General features: G+C 42.3%; 17 protein-coding genes and 1 riboswitch. Of the genes, 8 read left to right on the top strand and 9 right to left on the bottom strand.

Features of this window, described 5'->3' with window-relative positions; translation table 11 throughout:
- Positions 1-13: 13 nt before the first annotated feature.
- From C6W21_RS01120 to C6W21_RS01105, 4 genes are all read right to left on the bottom strand, one after another.
- Positions 14-562: an MFS transporter gene (locus C6W21_RS01120; RefSeq protein ID WP_034663338.1), complete on the bottom strand. Its 549-nt coding sequence runs from the start codon at positions 560-562 to the stop codon at positions 14-16.
- Positions 559-2004: an FAD-binding oxidoreductase gene (locus C6W21_RS01115; RefSeq protein ID WP_106055887.1), complete on the bottom strand. Its 1446-nt coding sequence runs from the start codon at positions 2002-2004 to the stop codon at positions 559-561. Before C6W21_RS01115 ends, C6W21_RS01120 begins: the two co-directional genes overlap by 4 nt.
- Positions 2005-2126: 122 nt before the next feature.
- Complete coding sequence (locus C6W21_RS01110; RefSeq protein WP_060595986.1) at positions 2127-2435, bottom strand: metal-sulfur cluster assembly factor; 309 nt, start codon at positions 2433-2435, stop codon at positions 2127-2129.
- 45 nt (positions 2436-2480) lie between these two features.
- Positions 2481-3266: an alpha/beta fold hydrolase gene (locus tag C6W21_RS01105; protein WP_060595985.1), complete on the bottom strand. Its 786-nt coding sequence runs from the start codon at positions 3264-3266 to the stop codon at positions 2481-2483.
- Positions 3267-3402: 136 nt separating this feature from the next.
- Between C6W21_RS01105 and C6W21_RS01100 the strand changes: the two genes are divergently transcribed.
- From C6W21_RS01100 to C6W21_RS01090, 3 genes are all read left to right on the top strand, one after another.
- Positions 3403-4215: a Cof-type HAD-IIB family hydrolase gene (locus C6W21_RS01100; RefSeq protein ID WP_012009535.1), complete on the top strand. Its 813-nt coding sequence runs from the start codon at positions 3403-3405 to the stop codon at positions 4213-4215.
- An 88-nt stretch (positions 4216-4303) separates the two neighbouring features.
- Entirely contained in the window at positions 4304-4456 is a 153-nt protein-coding gene (locus tag C6W21_RS01095) for a competence protein (protein WP_106055886.1), read from the top strand.
- Positions 4453-4644: a DUF3813 domain-containing protein gene (locus C6W21_RS01090; RefSeq protein WP_024425070.1), complete on the top strand. Its 192-nt coding sequence runs from the start codon at positions 4453-4455 to the stop codon at positions 4642-4644. The genes C6W21_RS01095 and C6W21_RS01090 overlap by 4 nt, the downstream gene beginning before the upstream one ends.
- A gap of 60 nt (positions 4645-4704) precedes the next feature.
- Here C6W21_RS01090 and C6W21_RS01085 read toward each other — a convergent pair whose 3' ends face one another.
- Both C6W21_RS01085 and C6W21_RS01080 read right to left on the bottom strand, forming a co-directional pair.
- Positions 4705-5160, bottom strand: coding sequence for a BsuPI-related putative proteinase inhibitor (locus tag C6W21_RS01085; RefSeq protein ID WP_106055885.1), 456 nt, complete (start codon positions 5158-5160; stop codon positions 4705-4707).
- Positions 5161-5174: 14 nt separating this feature from the next.
- Positions 5175-6017 carry a YitT family protein gene (locus C6W21_RS01080; RefSeq protein ID WP_034663360.1) on the bottom strand — a complete coding sequence of 281 codons (843 nt, stop codon included), beginning with the start codon at positions 6015-6017 and terminating at the stop codon, positions 5175-5177.
- A 140-nt stretch (positions 6018-6157) separates the two neighbouring features.
- Between C6W21_RS01080 and C6W21_RS01075 the strand changes: the two genes are divergently transcribed.
- The gene (locus C6W21_RS01075) at positions 6158-7015 is read left to right on the top strand and encodes a DegV family protein (RefSeq protein WP_034663363.1); all 858 of its coding nucleotides are present in this window, start codon (positions 6158-6160) and stop codon (positions 7013-7015) included.
- 48 nt (positions 7016-7063) lie between these two features.
- Here the strand turns inward: C6W21_RS01075 and C6W21_RS01070 are convergent, their stop codons facing one another.
- The 3 genes from C6W21_RS01070 to C6W21_RS01060 all read right to left on the bottom strand — a co-directional run bounded on the left by C6W21_RS01070 (position 7064) and on the right by C6W21_RS01060 (position 10768).
- The gene (locus C6W21_RS01070; RefSeq protein WP_106055884.1) at positions 7064-8713 is read right to left on the bottom strand and encodes a methyl-accepting chemotaxis protein; all 1650 of its coding nucleotides are present in this window, start codon (positions 8711-8713) and stop codon (positions 7064-7066) included.
- On the bottom strand, positions 8710-9687 hold the full coding sequence (locus tag C6W21_RS01065; RefSeq protein WP_106031491.1) for a BMP family lipoprotein: 978 nt from the start codon (positions 9685-9687) through the stop codon (positions 8710-8712). The genes C6W21_RS01070 and C6W21_RS01065 overlap by 4 nt, the downstream gene beginning before the upstream one ends.
- A 232-nt stretch (positions 9688-9919) precedes the next feature.
- A complete protein-coding gene (locus tag C6W21_RS01060; RefSeq protein ID WP_106055883.1) occupies positions 9920-10768 on the bottom strand; it encodes a CvfB family protein in 849 nt (282 codons plus the stop codon).
- Positions 10769-11005: 237 nt separating this feature from the next.
- Between C6W21_RS01060 and C6W21_RS01055 the strand changes: the two genes are divergently transcribed.
- The 4 genes from C6W21_RS01055 (at position 11006) to C6W21_RS01040 (ending at position 17999) form a co-directional block, all read left to right on the top strand.
- The gene (locus tag C6W21_RS01055; protein WP_034663377.1) at positions 11006-11497 is read left to right on the top strand and encodes a YajQ family cyclic di-GMP-binding protein; all 492 of its coding nucleotides are present in this window, start codon (positions 11006-11008) and stop codon (positions 11495-11497) included.
- An 81-nt stretch (positions 11498-11578) separates the two neighbouring features.
- Positions 11579-11697: riboswitch (SAM riboswitch) on the top strand.
- 78 nt (positions 11698-11775) lie between these two features.
- Positions 11776-13617: a bifunctional homocysteine S-methyltransferase/methylenetetrahydrofolate reductase gene (locus tag C6W21_RS01050; RefSeq protein WP_106055882.1), complete on the top strand. Its 1842-nt coding sequence runs from the start codon at positions 11776-11778 to the stop codon at positions 13615-13617.
- Positions 13601-17029, top strand: a complete 3429-nt coding sequence (gene metH / locus C6W21_RS01045) for a methionine synthase (protein WP_106048974.1) — start codon at positions 13601-13603, stop codon at positions 17027-17029. The genes C6W21_RS01050 and metH overlap by 17 nt, the downstream gene beginning before the upstream one ends.
- 112 nt (positions 17030-17141) lie before the next feature.
- Positions 17142-17999: a GNAT family N-acetyltransferase gene (locus tag C6W21_RS01040; protein ID WP_106048973.1), complete on the top strand. Its 858-nt coding sequence runs from the start codon at positions 17142-17144 to the stop codon at positions 17997-17999.
- Positions 18000-18040: the final 41 nt, after the last annotated feature.

Below are 18040 nucleotides of genomic sequence, written 5' to 3'. Positions count from 1 at the left end.
GAGACATGCGGATTTATCTTTCGTTTTTGATATAGATGACCATGAGCGCACTGCATAAATATAATATGGAGCTTGCATAAAAAATGAAATGAACGGTAAAGAAATCAGCAAACAGGCCGCCAAGCATAATCGCGATGGATGAAAAAAGAGCTGTCCAAAAATGATAGTGGCCAACCTCCTTCATTCTTTTATTACCTGTTGTCAGTTCCGTGACGAGCAGTTTCTCCCCGTGTTTTTGAAAGCCGCCTAACGCACCAAGTGCAAGCTGAATCATATACACTTGCTCCACTTCTGTTATATGCGGAAATAGCAGTAAAAGAAACGCCATACCGAACGAATGAATGATTAAAAAGAGACGCCTGTCAGTAGTTTCGGGTAGTTTCCCTAAGAGTAAATGAATAAACGCTCCGCTTAAACCAAAGAGGCCATAGGCAAGACCAAACTGTGAATAGCTTGAACCAACATTTTTAATAAAAAGAATATAAAAAGGGAAAATCAAACTGCTGGCGAAAAACAGCAGGCTTTGTGAGTAGACGAACCATTTCATTGCTTTTGCATTCATTGTGTATTGTACCTTTCATAAAAGTAATTGATAAACCTGCCATCTGGATCTGCTTTCTTTTTCTTTTGGAAGAATACATCGGTTTTAGGATACGCCCGCTTCATTTGTGCCTTCGTTTGATAAGGCATGTACGGTAAGTAATAGCTTCCATGGTGCCGCAGCGTGATATCTGTCATTTGCCGGATGATCCGCTCTGCTTCTGCCTTCTCTTCTTTCTCAAAACCATAATTCACTAAAAGAACAAGGGCAAACATATCTTCTTTCGCATATGAGAGATCCGCTTTTTCATTTTTTTGTACGTAGCGTATCGTGATGTTCATTAAATTCAATTCTTCCTGTTGTAAAAAGTCTCTCATTTCATCGATATACGCACGAAAGCGGTCAACTGGGACGAAATATTCCTGAAGCACATCTGTGTCTGACTCATTTTCATATTCTAAAAAAGCAGAATCTGAACGCATCACATTGTTTCTTGTGATCAGCTGATCATTTTGACTTTGGAAATACTTTTTTTGCAAATTCCAGAGCAGATCTTTCCCCATATCAAATCTTCTTGAAAGGCCGAGCATAAATTTCAATGGCATGACGAGCTGATCTTCCTTTAGCTCTCGGTATGGTTCGAGCTCTTGATGAGTTGAGAGGGAATAGTTCGTTACATACATCTCCTTCAAAAAGTTTGTTTTCGCTGTTGAGATTCTTGCGAGATGCATGCGTACTTCTTTATTGTGTTTGACATGCTTTTGAAAATAATCGGTGTATTCACGATAATCAAGAGAGGTTGTCTCCATTTTGTATAATTCATCTCTCGTTAGCGAAAGCTCAACATCTAAAATCACGCCGAACAAACCATATCCGCCAATCACGGCTGTAAACAAATCATCGCCTGGCTTCACTGTAACGATCTCCCCATCTGCCTTTAGCAGCCTAAAGGAACGAACCGTGTCAATGAGTGATCCGTAGCGAATGTCACGTCCATGTGCGTTTGCACTGAGAGAACCGCCAATCGTGAAGATATTCTGTGATTGCATGACCTTCACGGCAAGACCATATGGGTTCACATATGTTTGTATATCATCCCATGTAACGCCGCTTTGGACCCGAATCGTTTTCTTTTTTTCATCAAATGCTAAAATCTGACGGAATTTGGTCATATCAAGCACGATGCCATTTTCATAATACGTGTGGCCACCCATGCTATGCTGTTTCCCTGCAATGGATATCGGCAGGTTTTTTGCTTTCGCTTCTTTTAATACTTCTTTTAAAGTGTCTATTTCTTTTCCTTGAACGACTTTTTTTATTTTGACAGGCATAAGATGACTGACATCTGTAAAGGCTTCAAGATCTTGGCTTTTGTGTGCTTGCTCCTCACGAATGGTGATTGATGCAAAAAATGCAGCAGCGTATCCCACTAAAAGAACAATCCATAACCATTTTCGTTTCATTATGAGGCTCCGATCTGTTATATTACACCCATTATATCAATACGTTCTCTTCCTCCACCTTATTTTTTCATAAAAAAAACCTGGCATGAGTTCAACTCATACCAGGCATTTTTCATATGTGCTTATTGAATACCGAGCGCAATTTTTGCGTATCTTGACATTTTGTCCCGTGTCCAAGGCGGATTCCATACGATGTGAACTTCTGTTTCTTTTACTTCTGGAAGATCACTTAATGCTTTTTTGACTTCATCCACGATAATTGGTGCAAGAGGACAACCCATTGATGTTAAGGTCATGGTGACATCCGCTTTTCCATTCTCATCAAGATCGACATCATAGACAAGTCCAAGGTTGACGATGTCGACATTTAGCTCAGGGTCAATCACCTGTTCTAGGGCGCCTAAAATATTTTCTTTCAATGCTTCATCCATGATATCCACTCCTTTTCCATTAGTATAACGTACTTTTTCCTTTGACTAAACGTTTGTGCTTTTCAGATGTGTCACAAACCAGTCAATCGTTTCAAACATTGCTTGTCTTGAGACCTTATGGCCAGCTTGTCCGTCTGTGATAAAACGAATCAGGTGCGGGTCTTCTTTATATTGGGTTGCTGCTAACTCGTCATAAAGAGCCTTTGCATGCCGGTAAGGGACAACTGGATCGTTTTCTGCATGCCAGAATAACAGTGGTCTTTTGTTTAATCGATCCGTTTGCAGCGTTAAATCATAAGGGCGCAGGGCGTCTAATTGCTGATGAACCTCTTCGTCTGTAATCTCTTTCATCAACCCTTTGTGCCGCATGTCCATGATTTGTGCTTGTAGAAATGTCGTATATTTCGGACTGCCCATCAAGCTGACTGCTGCTTTAATCCAATCATGCTTGGCCAGTGCACCAAAGGTGGTGATGCCGCCCATGGAAGTACCCGCAACACCTATCAGATCGGCTTCAATCAATTGTTTTTCTTGAAAGTATGTTTTGAGTATATCGATTTCACGTATTTCGTTCAGGACAATTTCCCAGAACTTTGATGCCAGTTCCTCTAAGCTGAGGTTTTCTGATCTTACACCATGATAAGCACAGTCAGGCAAAATCACTCTCATGCCTTTTTCCGCCAAATGAAAGGCGAAGTGTAAGTTGTGCTCACGTGCACTTGTAAATCCGTGTATGAAAAATACAAGCGGAAGCGGTTTGTCTTTATTTTCAGCTTTTACGATATGTAAAAATGGAATATCGTGTTCAGTTTGCTCATCAATGGTGATCACAGCCTATGAATCCTCCTTTATCATTCCCGTCTTTGTTTATTTTAACATGTAGACAACAAAGATGTGATAAAGATACACTATAGGTAGAGGCGCCGCACGAACTGCCTCCTATCACTTACAGATCAAAGGAGATTTTATGGAGACTAAACCTTATCTAATCGCACTTGACCTGGATGGCACGTTATTAAAAGATGATAAAACCATCTCTACACACACGCTTGACGTCATTCAAAAAGTGAAAGACAGCGGGCATCATGTCTGTATTTCAACCGGCCGGCCATTTCGTTCCAGCTCTCCTTATTATCAGCAATTACAGCTTGATTCACCCATTGTGAATTTTAATGGAGCGTTTGTCCATCATCCTCTTGATGAAAAATGGGGCAGATTTCATACGTCACTTGATCTCCAAGTCGTTAAACAGCTTGTAGACATTAGTGAGGAGTATAAAGTGCACAATGTGCTAGCTGAAGTGTTAGATGATTTGTATTTCCATTACCATGATGAGAAGCTCATTGATATATTTAATATGAATGCAAATAAAGTCACCGTGGGAGACCTTCGGGACAACCTTGGAGAAAATGTGACGAGCGTGTTAATCCATGCAAAAGAAGAGGACGTCGGAGCCATTCGAAGCTATTTATCAGATGTTCATGCAGAAGTGATTGATCATCGGCGATGGGCTGCTCCGTGGCACGTGATTGAAATCATTAAAACAGGCATGAATAAGGCCGTTGGACTGCAAAAGATCAGTGATTATTACGGCGTTCCCCAAGAGCGGATTGTGGCATTCGGAGATGAAGACAATGATTTAGAAATGCTTGAATTTGCTGGATGCGGAGTGGCAATGGGCAATGGAATCGATGCGGTGAAACGTGTTTCAAATGAAGTCACTGATACGAACGAACAAGATGGGATTGCAAAGTTTCTAACGAATTACTTCTCGCTTTAATTTTTCCATTCATACATAACCGAAGGAAGCGGGCATACTACCGTTAGACAGGTTGTCCTGTCAGCTTGTGTAAAGGGGCGGATTCCGAATGGGTAAAAGAAGCAAATCGAAACGCTTTATACAACAAGGTAAAGATTCAGTCAGTCTGCATGACGCACGTTTTCCTTATCGTTCGACACTTGAAGAAGCGGCGGCGGACAAGGGAAATATGAAGACTGATGCTTCTGGAGGTTCATTGTGAGAAACGAACTTTTTGATCAAGCCAAATCATTTACTGAAGAAGCCCTTACTTCTTCATTTTCATCTGGGTTAGAGCGTCAACAGGCGGTCAAACGAGCCAAAAATGCCGTATCTTCTGCATTTGCCAATTCGACAGATGCAGAAAGAAACCAGCTGCATACCTTCCAAGACTTGCTCGATGATCTCTAACATAAAAAAAGCTGTCCACCATTGGACAGCTTTTTCTGATTCTCATGAAGCAGGAAGCACTTATTTCACTTGGAACGTTTTCTTTTCCGTGATTTGCTTCAGCCCTTCTGCTTTTCCTTTAAATGTGACGACCGCTTCATACATTCCCGGCTTGACACCGTTTGACCACGTATCTTGAAAATCATAGGCTTCGCCTTTCTTCAGTACAAAAGATTGGATGGCCTGTGTGAACATACGGTCTTTCGAATAGCGGTATTGTTCATTTCCGTTTTCGTCATACACACTGAGCTCGAATTTCTGGCTTGTGTTAAAAGTAAATTCAATATCTCGATCTGATTCATTTTTCAGCGACATGTTAAATTGAACCGAAGAACCTTTCTGGACGGGGTCTACTGTGAGTACAACCGTTTTTTCTCCCATTTGACCGGATACCTCCTTGTCTGGTTCATCCTTTTTTTGTTGTTCACAAGCGGCTAAAATCAATAAAACGAGAAGAAGCACCAACCCTTTTTTCATTTGCTACCCACCTTTTAATCTCGTCTGAAAAACCCAAGAATATTGGTTGTTTGCACAATATTTGTAAAGGCTTTTGGATCGACTTCTTTAATAATTTGTTCAAGTTCATACAGCTCATACCTTGTAATGACGATCACCATCATTTCTTTTTGCTCGTTGGTAAAAGCTCCTTTTGCAGGTACAGTTGTAATGCCCCTGACCATTTTTCCATAAATGGCTTCTTTGATTTCATCAGCTTTCTTCGTCACAATCATCGCGGTCAGCTTCTCATGTCTTGTATGGATGGCATCAATGACCCTTGTGGTCACATATAATGTGACAAGGGTATATAATGCTTTCTCCCAACCTTGTAATAATCCTGCTGTAAAGATGATGATTCCATTTAAAATGAAGAAATATGTGCCGACTGGTTTATCCTTCCACTTCGCTAAGATCATGGCAAGGATGTCGAGCCCTCCTGTTGATGCCCCGTATTTGAGGGTGATCCCAATCCCGAGTGCAGATATGACGCCGCCAAACACAGCATTTAGTAATATATCCTGTGAAACACTCGTTTCTGGTAAGATGCCGAGGAAAATGGTCGTCAGTGCAACACTGATGATGCTGTATAACGTAAAGGAACGGCCAACTTTCATCCAGCCTAAAATGCCGACTGGAATATTTAAAATAAATAATAGGATCCCTGTTGATATATAAAATGGCGCATATTGATCCATTAAGCTGGATAACAGCTGGGCTACCCCTGTAAACCCGCTCGCGTATACATCAGCTGGGATTAAGAATAAGTTCAGTCCAATCGCATTGAGCAGTGCACCAATGACGACGACAATGAGTTTTTTTGCTTCTCCAATGAACATATTGTCATTCCTCCACTTACCATTCTCTCTATGGTTTTCCCTAAAATTTAGAATTTGAACACGAATAGATGATTTCTGTGATATAGTTAGGCTAAAAAGATGTAAAATATGGCTGATATTTTTAGAAAGAAGGGATTTTGATGACTGTTCATATCATAGCAGACAGTGCTGCTGATCTGCCTCTTTCTTATTATGATGAACATAACATGACGCTCATTCCGCTGCGTGTGTTACTTGGCGAGCAGGAATTTGAAGATTTGATCACCATTGAACCAAAACAAGTATTTGATGCGATGAGACAAGGTGCCAGCCCAAAAACGTCACAAGCTTCACCAAACCGAATCAAAGAAGCCTTTGTTTCTGTCGCACAAACTCATACATCTGCAATCTATGTTGCCTTTTCATCAGAGCTTTCCGGTACATACCAAACAGCTGTGATGATGGCAAACGAAGTGAAGGAAGAATACCCTGATTTTGATTTGCGAATCATTGATTCTAAATGTGCTTCACTCGGCTATGGGCTTGCTGTCAAACACGCTCAATCACTTGCCATTGACGGAAATACAATACAAGAAATTGAAACGTCTGTAAAGCATTTTTGCGAATCTTTACAACATATTTTTACTGTAGACGATTTATCGTATTTAGCAAGAGGCGGAAGAATCAGTAAAGCGTCCGCATTTGTTGGCGGTTTATTAAGCATTAAGCCCATTTTACACGTCGAGGATGGAAAGCTCATACCACTTGAGAAAATCCGCGGACGTAAAAAGCTGTTGAAACGCATTATTGAACTGATGAAAGAACGTGGAACGGATTGGCCAAATCAAACTGTGGGCATTAGTCATGGTGATGATCCTGCACTTGCAGAAGACATGAGACAATTGATTGAAGCCGAATTTCATCCAAAAGAAATTGATATTCAGATTGTCGGCGCGGCTGTTGGGTCCCATTCAGGCCCAGGCACGCTTGCCATCTTCTTTACAGGCAAACCATCATAAAAAGCACCCTTCCCTGACACATCACGGGAAGGGTGCTTTTCTTATGACTTATGAAAGTTTAAACCGATGGACGGTTTCATTTAACCTTGCCGTCATACTCATCAGTTCTTCTACCTGTTTGTTCATTTGATGGAATGATTGCAGCTGTTCATTGGCCGAGGCAGAAATTTCTTCGCTGCCAGCTGCTGTTTCTTCTACAACCGCACTAATATTTTCAATCGAGTTCAGCACTTGTCCGCCAAGCTCTGTTGATTGAACAATTTGGTCATTTAAGACAGCCATTTCTTGTTTAATGTGCTGCGCTTTTGTTTCTATATCTTCAAAGGAGTGTGAGGTTTTGTCCATCGCATCCTGCTGTTGAAGTGAAAGCTTGACTCCTTCTTTGACAGTTTGACTAATGGATTGAATGCCTCTTTCAATATGACTGACCATATCAAAGATTTGTCTTGTAGCGTTAGATGATTCATCGGCAAGCTTACGAATTTCATCTGCAACAACAGCAAAGCCTTTTCCAGCTTCACCTGCTCTTGCCGCTTCAATCGCCGCATTTAGCGAAAGTAAGTTTGTCTGATTCGCAATGTCAGAAACAGTTTTGGCCATGGCCGAGATGCCGCTGGCGTATTGCGTGAATTCTCCTGCTGACTGCTCGATTTGCCTTGTGGCATGTGTATTTTTTTCAATCGCAGTTTTTGTTTCTGTTAACGTGTGCTTTCCACTTTCCACTGCTTCTATGGCATCCTCAGTACTTTGGATGACTGTTTGTGAACGTTCGGAATTTTTACGTCCATGCTGATCCATCTTTTCAATCAAACTGACGCCATGCTGGAGATCCTCTGAAATGGCTTGTGACCCATTTGCCATTTCGTCTGTCGAGACAGATACTTGATTTGCAGATTCCATCAGCTTTTTGTTTTCATCATCTAACTGGATCGAGAATGTCTCTACTTGACTTGAGACATTGCTGATTTCTTTAATCAGACTAATCAGCTGATCTGTCATTTGATTAAAGGATTCATTCAAGCCGCCGATTTCATCCTTGCGCTGAATGTCCATCCGTTCGACAGCAAGGTTGCCTTCTGCGATCTGCTTCGCTCGGTAGGATAGTGATTTGATGGGTGTCACGATGGATCTTGTTAACCCAATATTTAAAAAGACAGCAATGACAATTAGTGTGAGGGCTGCAACGAGTGCACTTGTGATGATCCATTGCACATTATCAGCTGTATTCTCTAGATTTTGTTTATACGCTTCTTCAGCTCTTTTATTCATTGTATGCACGTCGTTTAAGACGCCATCAATTCTTGCAGCGACCCGTCTTGCATCCGATGCGTTTTTTTCACCAATGGCATGATTCGCTTCCTTGGTCCACGTGTCATATTTTGCATTTAACCTTGTTAATGCATCTTTGTTGATATTTCCTGCATGTTTGTTTAACGTTTGCAGCTGTTTTTTTGCTGTAGAAATATCGGTTTGAACAACCTCTAGCTGTTCATCAGAAAGTGTCATTGAATAATTGGTCATGGCTTGTTCGACGCTTTCAAAGCTTGCTTTTGTTTTTTGAACGTTTAATAAGGTTTGAACTTCTGTTTCATTTGATGATTGGATCTTTGTCATACTGACAATGATAAAGGCGATGACGCCAACTGCTAAAAGAAGTGAGACGAGTGAGTTGAGTAAAATTTTGATGCGCAAGCTCATGATGCGTCCCCCTCTTCTTTCAGAAGTTTCTGCTTCAGCTCATTTACTTTTTTAGTCAATGTTTCAGCGTTCTTCAGCACCCGAATTCTTGCCATATCGATTCCGTCATTGCTTAAGTCGTAGATAACATGCCCATTTTTGATTTGATTGTTCTTGACGAGCTGTTCGCTGAATTGATAGACCACTTCATCGACTTTTTTTACCATGGACGAAATTACCGCTTTTTCAGCGGTGTAGTACTGATCACTATCTACACCAATGGCATATTTGCCCTGCGCTTGCGCTTCTTTTAATACACCGACACCTGTATAGCCAGCTGCGGCATATAAAACGTCAGCTTTCTTTTTGATCATGCCTTTGGCTATTTTACTGCCTTTGCCCGCATCACTAAACGTATTAGCATAGGTGGATAAGATCTTGATGTTCGGATTTACTGATTTAGCGCCTTTTTGGAACCCTTTTTCAAAACGATGGATCAAATCCGCATCGACACCGCCAACAAATCCAATGACATCACTTTTCGTTGTCATGGCAGCAAGTGCGCCCGCTAAATAGCTGCCTTGCTCTTCTTTAAACGTCACGGAGGTCACATTTTTCAGCTCAGATATGGCATCGATGAGAAGGAACTGCTTCTTCGGATATTTCTTTGCGACTTTTTCTAAATCTTCTTGCATACTGAAGCCTACTCCGATGACGAGGTCATTGCCATCTTTTACGAGCTCGGTCAGTCCTTTTTCATATGTATCGGTTTCTGCAATTTCTCTATAATCAAATTCAATCCCTAGGTCATCACGTGCTTTTTCTAATCCTTTAAATGATGAATCATTAAATGATTGATCACCAAGACCATCATCTGTGAGCATAACGCCAATATGCTTCGCATTTGATGCCGGTGGTTTCCCTTGCTGATTGCTGCATGCGGCGAGCACCATAAGCAGGGCTGCCACCAGAAGCAATGAAATTTTCACTTTCATCCACACACACACTCCTTTTATCATCCTTACTCCTTTCTTATCGGATTTGAGAGGCGTTGTTTCAATGATTAAATGAAGGTTTTTCAGCTTTTTTCATGACTTTTTTCACTGAAAAAACCCATTATTTATAACAAATATAAAAAAAGGGATAAAATCATGATGATTTTATCCCTTTTTCTTCTTTTCAGTGTGATATGAAAACCTTTGAAGTCAGGGTTTGCTTTCACGCTGCTCATTTTTTCTCGTATGTCCAGCCCTCTTTTTGGTAGACCAAGTCATTTTTCATCAAATGGCCTAATGCTCGTTTAAAGGCTGCCTTGCTCATTTGGAATCGTTCACGGATGTCTTCTGGATCACTTTTGTCCCCATAAGGCATAGCACCATTTCTCGTTCTCATATAGGTTAAGATTTCTTCTGCATCGACAGATAACGCTTCCTGTTTTCTAGGAAGCAGAGAAACGTTCACGGTTCCATCCTCTTTCACGGCAATGACGCGTCCTGTCACGGTCGATCCTAATCTTGGTTCTTCCTTTCGTTCCGTGCGGTGGATAAACCCTCGCACGCCTGTATCTGTCAGCATAAAAGAGCCTGTCGCAATTAAGCGATAAATGGTTCCAGTGATTTCTTTGTTCATTAAGGTTTCAGGTGCCTCAGTAAACAATTCACTGACCACATCTTCAGTGGCTGGCTTTGCGAACATTCTGCCGTAGCTTGTGACTTTCAGCATACAGTAGAGTTTGTCTCCTTTTTTTGGCCATGCTTCCTCAAAAGGCGGGAGGTGTTCTGTTGCAACAAGTGCATCCTTTGACAGCCCGACATCTACAAATGCGCCCATGTCTTCTACCACGTCTACGACTTCTACCCAGCCATATGTATGCGCATTGATTGTAGGTATTTTCATCGTGGCAGCCAGTCTTTCTTCATGATCTACATATAAGTAGACCTCTACTTCATCTCGGTCACCAATATCCTCTGTCATCTCACTGCGGTGCAAGAGGACCGAATCTTCACCATCTGTCAAAAAGTAGCCGTATTCCATCTCGTTCTCTATTTGCAAGGTCAGTTGCTCACCTGGTCTCATGTTCTCTTCCTTCCTATCTGCCCATAAAAGAGCGTTCGTTCATCTTTTGATTCACTTTATTCTACTATACTTCTCCTCACATGAACATCTCTAGTTCTGTTAGCTAAAGTGGACAAACTGGACACGATTTATACCGCTGCCGGCTGAACTCTTTGACTCGTCTCTTCGATAAAGTTTCTTCTTCTCCTATTTGCATGATAAAATAGACGCAATATCTATACATGGAGGTCATGTGTTATGGCAAAAGAAAGCTCATTTGACATTGTATCGAAGGTTGAACTGCCAGAGGTGCAAAACGCTGTTCAAGCAGCGCTGAAAGAAATTAAAAACCGTTATGATTTTAAAGGAAGTAAAAGTGATATTTCTCTTGAAAAAGAAGAGCTCGTTCTCATCTCTGATGATGACTTCAAGCTGGAGCAGCTAAAAGATGTGCTTGTGACAAAGCTGATCAAACGAGATGTTCCAACTAAAAACATCGACTACGGAAAAACCGAGCATGCCCTTGGCGGAACAGTACGCCAGCGCGCGAAGCTGATCAGCGGGATTGATCAAGACAACGCCAAAAAGATCAATGCACTCATTAAGCAATCCGGCATCAAAGTGAAGTCACAGTTTCAAGATGACCAAGTGCGTGTAACAGGGAAAAATAAAGATGATTTACAAGAGGTTATTTCTCTTATGCGCAAGGCAGATTTGCCAATTGATGTTCAATTTATAAATTTTCGATAAATTTCAAATTTTCCATTGATTATTTCCGATTTTTTCGATACAGTGGATGGAAGTTCAATTCATTGACATGTTCATATCGCTTTCTTATCAAGAGAGGCAGAGGGACTGGCCCTGTGAAGCCTCAGCAACCGGTGTAGTAGAAATATATTTTCTATGACCAAGGTGCTAAATCCAGCAAGCAACTGCTTGGAAGATAAGGAGAAGAATTACGATACAGCCAAAAAGTCTTCTTCTTATCAGAAGGCTTTTTTTGTTACATAGAAATAAGGAGGAAACCAATGGGCCTATTACAAGACTTACAAAACCGCGTACTGATTGCTGACGGTGCAATGGGAACACTTTTATACTCTTACGGCATTGACCGCTGCTTTGAAGAATTAAATTTATCGAAAGAAGAGGAAGTAAAGCGCGTGCATGAGGCATATGTGCAGGCTGGTGCTGACATCATCCAAACAAATACGTACGGTGCGAATTATATTAAACTATCCCGCTACGGCTTAGAGGAAGAAACGAAGCGCATCAATACAAAGGCCGTACAAATCGCAAAAGCAGCCGCAGGCTCCGCTTATGTACTCGGAACGATCGGCGGCATTCGAACATTTAACAAAAATGCCTACTCTATTGAAGAAATTAAACGAAGCTTTAGAGAGCAGTTGTACATTCTATTAAATGAACAGCCTGACGGATTATTGCTAGAAACGTACTATGACATGGAAGAAGCGAAGGCCGTTCTCCAAATTGCACGCAAAGAAACGACTCTCCCGATTGTCATGAACGTCTCAATGCATGAACAAGGTGTTTTGCAGGATGGAACCTCGCTCAAGGATGGTTTATCTGAATTGTCCTCTCTTGGCGCAGATGTCGTCGGCATCAACTGCAGGCTAGGCCCTTATCATATGATTCAGGCACTTGAAGGTGTCCCACTTTTGGAAAATTCGCATTTATCTGTCTATCCTAACAGCAGTCTCCCCTCTCTTGAAGAAGGCAGACTCGTCTATGATACAGATAACGATTATTTTCGAAAAAGTGCACTTGAATTTAGAAATCAGGGCGCACGTATTATCGGCGGCTGCTGCGGAACAACGCCTCAGCATATTCACGCAATGGCTGAAGCGGTCAAGGATTTAGCGCCGATCACTGAAAAAGAAGTGAAAGTATTAAAAGAAGAAATCATTTCGATTCAAGATCAGCGCACTGAACCAGGTCTTGATGAGCTCGCTGTGAAAAAACGATCGATTATCGTAGAGCTTGATCCACCGAAGAAACTGAACTTCGAAAAATTTCTCGTCGCTGCAAATGAATTAAAAAGTGCAGGCATTGATGCGTTGACGTTAGCCGATAATTCTCTTGCGACTCCTCGCATTAGCAATGTCGCATGCGGCGCATTATTAAAGCAGCAGCTTGATATGCGTTCTCTTGTTCATATCACGTGCCGAGACCGTAATTTGATTGGGCTTCAATCCCATTTGATGGGTCTTGACACCCTTGGATTAACCGATATTTTAGCCATCACAGGCGATCCATCTAAAATTGGAGACTTCCCAGGTGCAACTTCAGTTTATGATTTAACCTCCTTTGATTTGATTCGTCTCATCAAACAGTTTAACGAAGGCCTTTCTTTCTCAGGAAAGCCCCTTGGCAAAAAGACCAATTTTTCAGTAGCTGGCGCGTTTAACCCGAATGTGCGTCATATTGATAAAGCGGTCAAACGTCTTGAGAAAAAAATAGAATACGGTGCTGATTATTTTATCTCACAGCCTGTTTATTGTGAGGAACAGCTTGTGAAAATTCATGAAGAAAGCCGTCATTTGGATAAACCGATTTACATTGGCATTATGCCGTTAACAAGCAGCCGAAATGCAGAGTTTATTCATCATGAAATTCCAGGCATCAAATTATCTGATTCCATTCGTGACATTATGGCCAAGGCTGGCGAGGATAAGGAAAAGCAGCGAGCAGAAGGCTTAGCGATTGCCCGCTCTTTATTAGATACAGCCTGCGAATTGTTTAATGGCATTTATTTAATTACCCCTTTCCTTCGATCAGATTTAACAGCAGAACTGACCACCTACATTCATCAGAAAGAAAAGGAGTCAAACATCCATGTCAACTATCACTGAACAGCTCAAGAAACGCATCCTTGTCCTTGATGGTGCAATGGGGACCATGATTCAAAATGCCAATCTCACAGCAGAGGACTTTGGCGGAGAAGAGTATGAGGGCTGTAACGAGTATTTGAATGTAACAGCCCCTCACATCATCCGCGCGATTCATAGAGAATACCTTGAGGCAAATGCCGATCTTATTGAAACGAATACGTTCGGGGCTACAAAGCTCGTCCTTGATGAATACGGGCTTGGCCACCTTGCCTATGAACTCAATATACGAGCTGCCCAGCTGGCAAGGAATGAAGCTGACCGTTTCTCCACACCAGAGCAGCCTCGTTTTGTTGTAGGCGCAATGGGCCCCACAACAAAAACTTTATCTGTGACAGGCGGCACAACCTTCGATGAGCTCGCCAGAAACTATGAAGAGCAGGCCCGCGCTCTGATTGATGGCAAATGTGATGCCCTTCTTTTAGAAACAAGCCAAGACATGCTGAATGTAAAAGCTGGATTCAAAGGGATTCAGGAAGCCTTTCAGCAGGCAGGCATTCAATTACCACTCATGGTATCAGGTACGATTGAACCAATGGGCACCACCCTTGCTGGTCAAGACATTGAAGCCTTTTATATCTCGCTTGAGCATATGAATCCAATCAGTGTCGGCCTTAACTGTGCGACTGGTCCAGAATTTATGACAGACCATATTCGCACGCTCTCCTCCATCGCCAAGTCAGCAGTTAGCTGCTATCCAAATGCGGGTCTCCCAGATGAAGAAGGTCAATATCACGAATCCCCTGCTTCTCTTGCTAAAAAAATCGCCGCCTTTGCCAAAGAAGGCTGGTTAAATATTGTCGGCGGCTGCTGCGGAACAACACCTGCACATATACAGGCATTGTCAGATGAAGTACGCACGATTCAGCCGCGTCACATCGCGCATGAATCGTCTCAGCATACCGTATCAGGAATTGAGCCCCTTATGTATGAGGAATCAATGCGTCCTCTTTTTGTAGGCGAACGGACCAATGTCATTGGTTCTCGCAAATTCAAACGACTCATTGCTGAACAAAAATTTGAAGAAGCGTCAGAAATTGCTCGTGCACAGGTAAAAAACGGCGCTCACGTGATTGATGTGTGTCTCGCTGATCCAGACCGCGAGGAGGCGGCTGATATGGAAGACTTTTTACAAGAGGCCATGAAAAAAGTCAAAGCCCCTTTTGTCATTGATTCAACGGATAAACACGTGATTGAAAAGGCGCTCACGTATTCCCAAGGGAAAGCCATTATCAATTCCATTAACCTTGAGGATGGCGAAGAACGGTTTGAAGAAATTCTCCCACTTGTGAAGCTGTACGGCGGTGCACTTGTTGTCGGCACAATCGATGAAACAGGGATGGCCGTAACAGCAGAACGAAAGCTCGAGGTTGCCGTACGCTCTCATGATCTATTAACGAAGAAATATGGAATTCCCGCAAGTGACATCATTTTTGATCCACTCGTCTTTCCAGTAGGTACTGGAGACGAGCAGTATATTGGCGCTGCCGAAGAAACGATCAAAGGCATCCAAATGATCAAGGAAAATCTGCCTGAGTGCCTTACGATTTTAGGCATCAGCAACGTGTCTTTCGGACTCCCGCCTCTTGGCAGAGAAATCTTGAATGCCGTCTACTTGTATCACTGCGTCCAAGCAGGACTTGACTACGCCATCGTGAATACAGAAAAGCTTGAACGCTTCGCTTCCATTCCAAAGGAAGAAATTAAGCTGGCTGAAACACTGCTCTATGAAACAAATGATCAAACCCTTGCTGAATTCACCCAATTTTACCGAGGCAAAAAGAAAACGGTGAAAAAACCAAAGGTCTCCTTATCACTTGATGAAAGGCTGGCACTCTACGTCGTCGAAGGAACAAAAGAAGGACTTATCGATGATTTATCCCTTGCTCTAGAGCAATTCGAATCACCACTTCATATCATCAATGGTCCGTTAATGCAGGGAATGGCTGAGGTTGGGCGTCTTTTTAATCAAAACGAACTGATTGTGGCGGAAGTGCTTCAATCGGCAGAGGTCATGAAAGCATCTGTATCGTATCTCGAGCAATATATGGAAAAGCAGCATGCAAGCGGGAAAGGTAAAATTCTACTTGCGACTGTAAAAGGAGATGTCCATGATATCGGGAAAAACCTTGTCGACATCATTTTGAGCAATAATGGCTTTCAAGTGGTCGACCTCGGCATCAAGGTGACACCTCAAACATTGATCGAAGCTGTGCAAAAGGAAAAGCCAGATATGATTGGGTTATCAGGGTTGCTTGTGAAATCAGCACAGCAAATGGTGCTCACCGCTCAGGATTTACAAAAAGCGAAGATTTCCGTGCCCATTTTGGTTGGCGGAGCTGCACTTTCTCGGAAATTTACGAAAATGAAGATTTCGCCTCATTATGACGGACCTGTTCTTTATGCCAAAGATGCGATGGACGGCTTATCTTTAGCCAATGAGTTAAAAACAAATCCTCTTCAGTTTCAAACAAAGCCCGGAGAAGAGCCTGCGGCACCTTTCAAAGAGAAAGAAACAAAGCAGCCACAAGCTGTCATTAAATTACTAGAAAAACGTGCGGAACTCCCGCAGGCACCTATTTTTATACCAGAGAATACGGCACGTCATTATGTGCGGGACATCGATTTGCATCACATTATGCCTTATGTGAATGAACAAATGCTCATTGGTCACCACCTTGGATTAAAAGGAAAGGTCAAAAAGCTGTTGGCCGAACAGCATCCAAAAGCATTGGAATTAAAGCAGCTTGTCACAGACCTTCTAAACGAAGGAAGACAGAAAAAATGGTTTGCCCCTGCATTTGTCTATCAATTTTACCCTGCCAGTTCAAACGGAGATGATCTGCATATTTATGATCCCGAAGCACCTGACCGCATCATTGAAACGTTCCAATTTCCAAGGCAGGAGAAGCTTCCGTACCGCTCTATTTCTGATTATGTGCGGAAAAATGATGAAAAAGAGAAAGATTATATTGCCTTATTTGCCGTTACAGCTGGTGCGCGTATACGTGAAGTCGCGCAGCAATTTAAGCAAGAAGGAGATTATTTAAAAATGCATGCGGTCCAAGCTCTGGCGCTTGAGCTTGCTGAAGGATTAGCCGAAAGAACCCACCAAGTGATTCGTGACAAATGGGGCTTCCCCGACCCAGTCGACTTCACAATGGAAAAACGATTCCAAGCGAAATATCAAGGGCAACGCTATTCCTTTGGTTATCCCGCTTGTCCAAATCTTGAAGACCAAGAAAAGCTGTTCAAGCTGCTTCAGCCTGAAAAAATTGGCATCCATCTGACAGAAGGTTTCATGATGGAACCTGAAGCATCTGTTTCAGCGATCGTTGTTTCTCATCCTGAAGCTCGATATTTTAATGTTCATTAATGCGGGACCTCCGGATAGGAGGTTCTTTTTTGATTGTAAACACCCATTTTACACTATCCTTCTTATGGTATGATACATATAAATGAATTCAGCTAAGAAGGAGCTGCGTGTCATGACAAACGTTGTTCAACGAGCATTAACACTTGATGACATACCAGATCTTATCGCATTGTCTCAAGAGGTAGACTGGCCTGATTACAATGCGGAAGAACTCACATCTCTTTTAACAAATGGATATTTTACAGGTTTTTCAACAAAGGACGGACAAGTCATCTCATGTGCAGGACTTTTCCAATATGATCGAATGGCGTCAATTGGTGCCGTCATTGTATCTGAGACACATCGCGGCTTAGGTCTTGCAAGGAAAATGATTGACACCCTGCTAGATCAATGCGATCAAAGCATTCCTGTCGTTTTAACCGCTACTGTACAAGGACGGCCAGTTTACGAAAAAATCGGGTTTCACACGGCTGGTTATATTCATACTTACAAAGCGCAGAAACCAAACCCAGCGGCTCTTCGTGTGTCAGATGACATTCACCTGTCTCCTGCAGATGAAACGCGCCTTTCGTCCATTGAAGCACTTGATGAAAAAGGCGCAGGTACGAATCGATCAAGCTTTTTAAAAAGCCGGATGAACCGGGCAGCACGGCGTATCATTGCACAAAATGAACATCACGAAACAACTGGCTTTGCGTTTGGCGTTGAAACGCCTGCCAATTTAATGATTGGACCGCTTACAGCAAATGATGAACTTACAGCTCTCTCGCTCATCCATTCTCTCATCTCGTCTTATTCAGGTGCAATTCGTTTAGATATGCAGGAGGAAACAGCTGAGCGCCTGCACGCATCACTTGTTGAAGCAGGTTTTACGAAAACAAACAAGGCACATTTTATGATGATTCGTGGAAAAGAAAAACTGAACGATCCCGCACTTCTTTATTTCCTTGCCTCTCAAGCATTTTCGTAAAAATAAAAAGCTGTAGACGCTTGATGTCTACAGCTTTTCTA

The sequence above is a fragment of the Bacillus sp. NMCN1 genome (assembly GCF_002998085.1).
Taxonomy (GTDB): domain Bacteria; phylum Bacillota; class Bacilli; order Bacillales; family Bacillaceae; genus Bacillus.
This window is presented reverse-complemented; position numbering and strand designations above follow the sequence as displayed.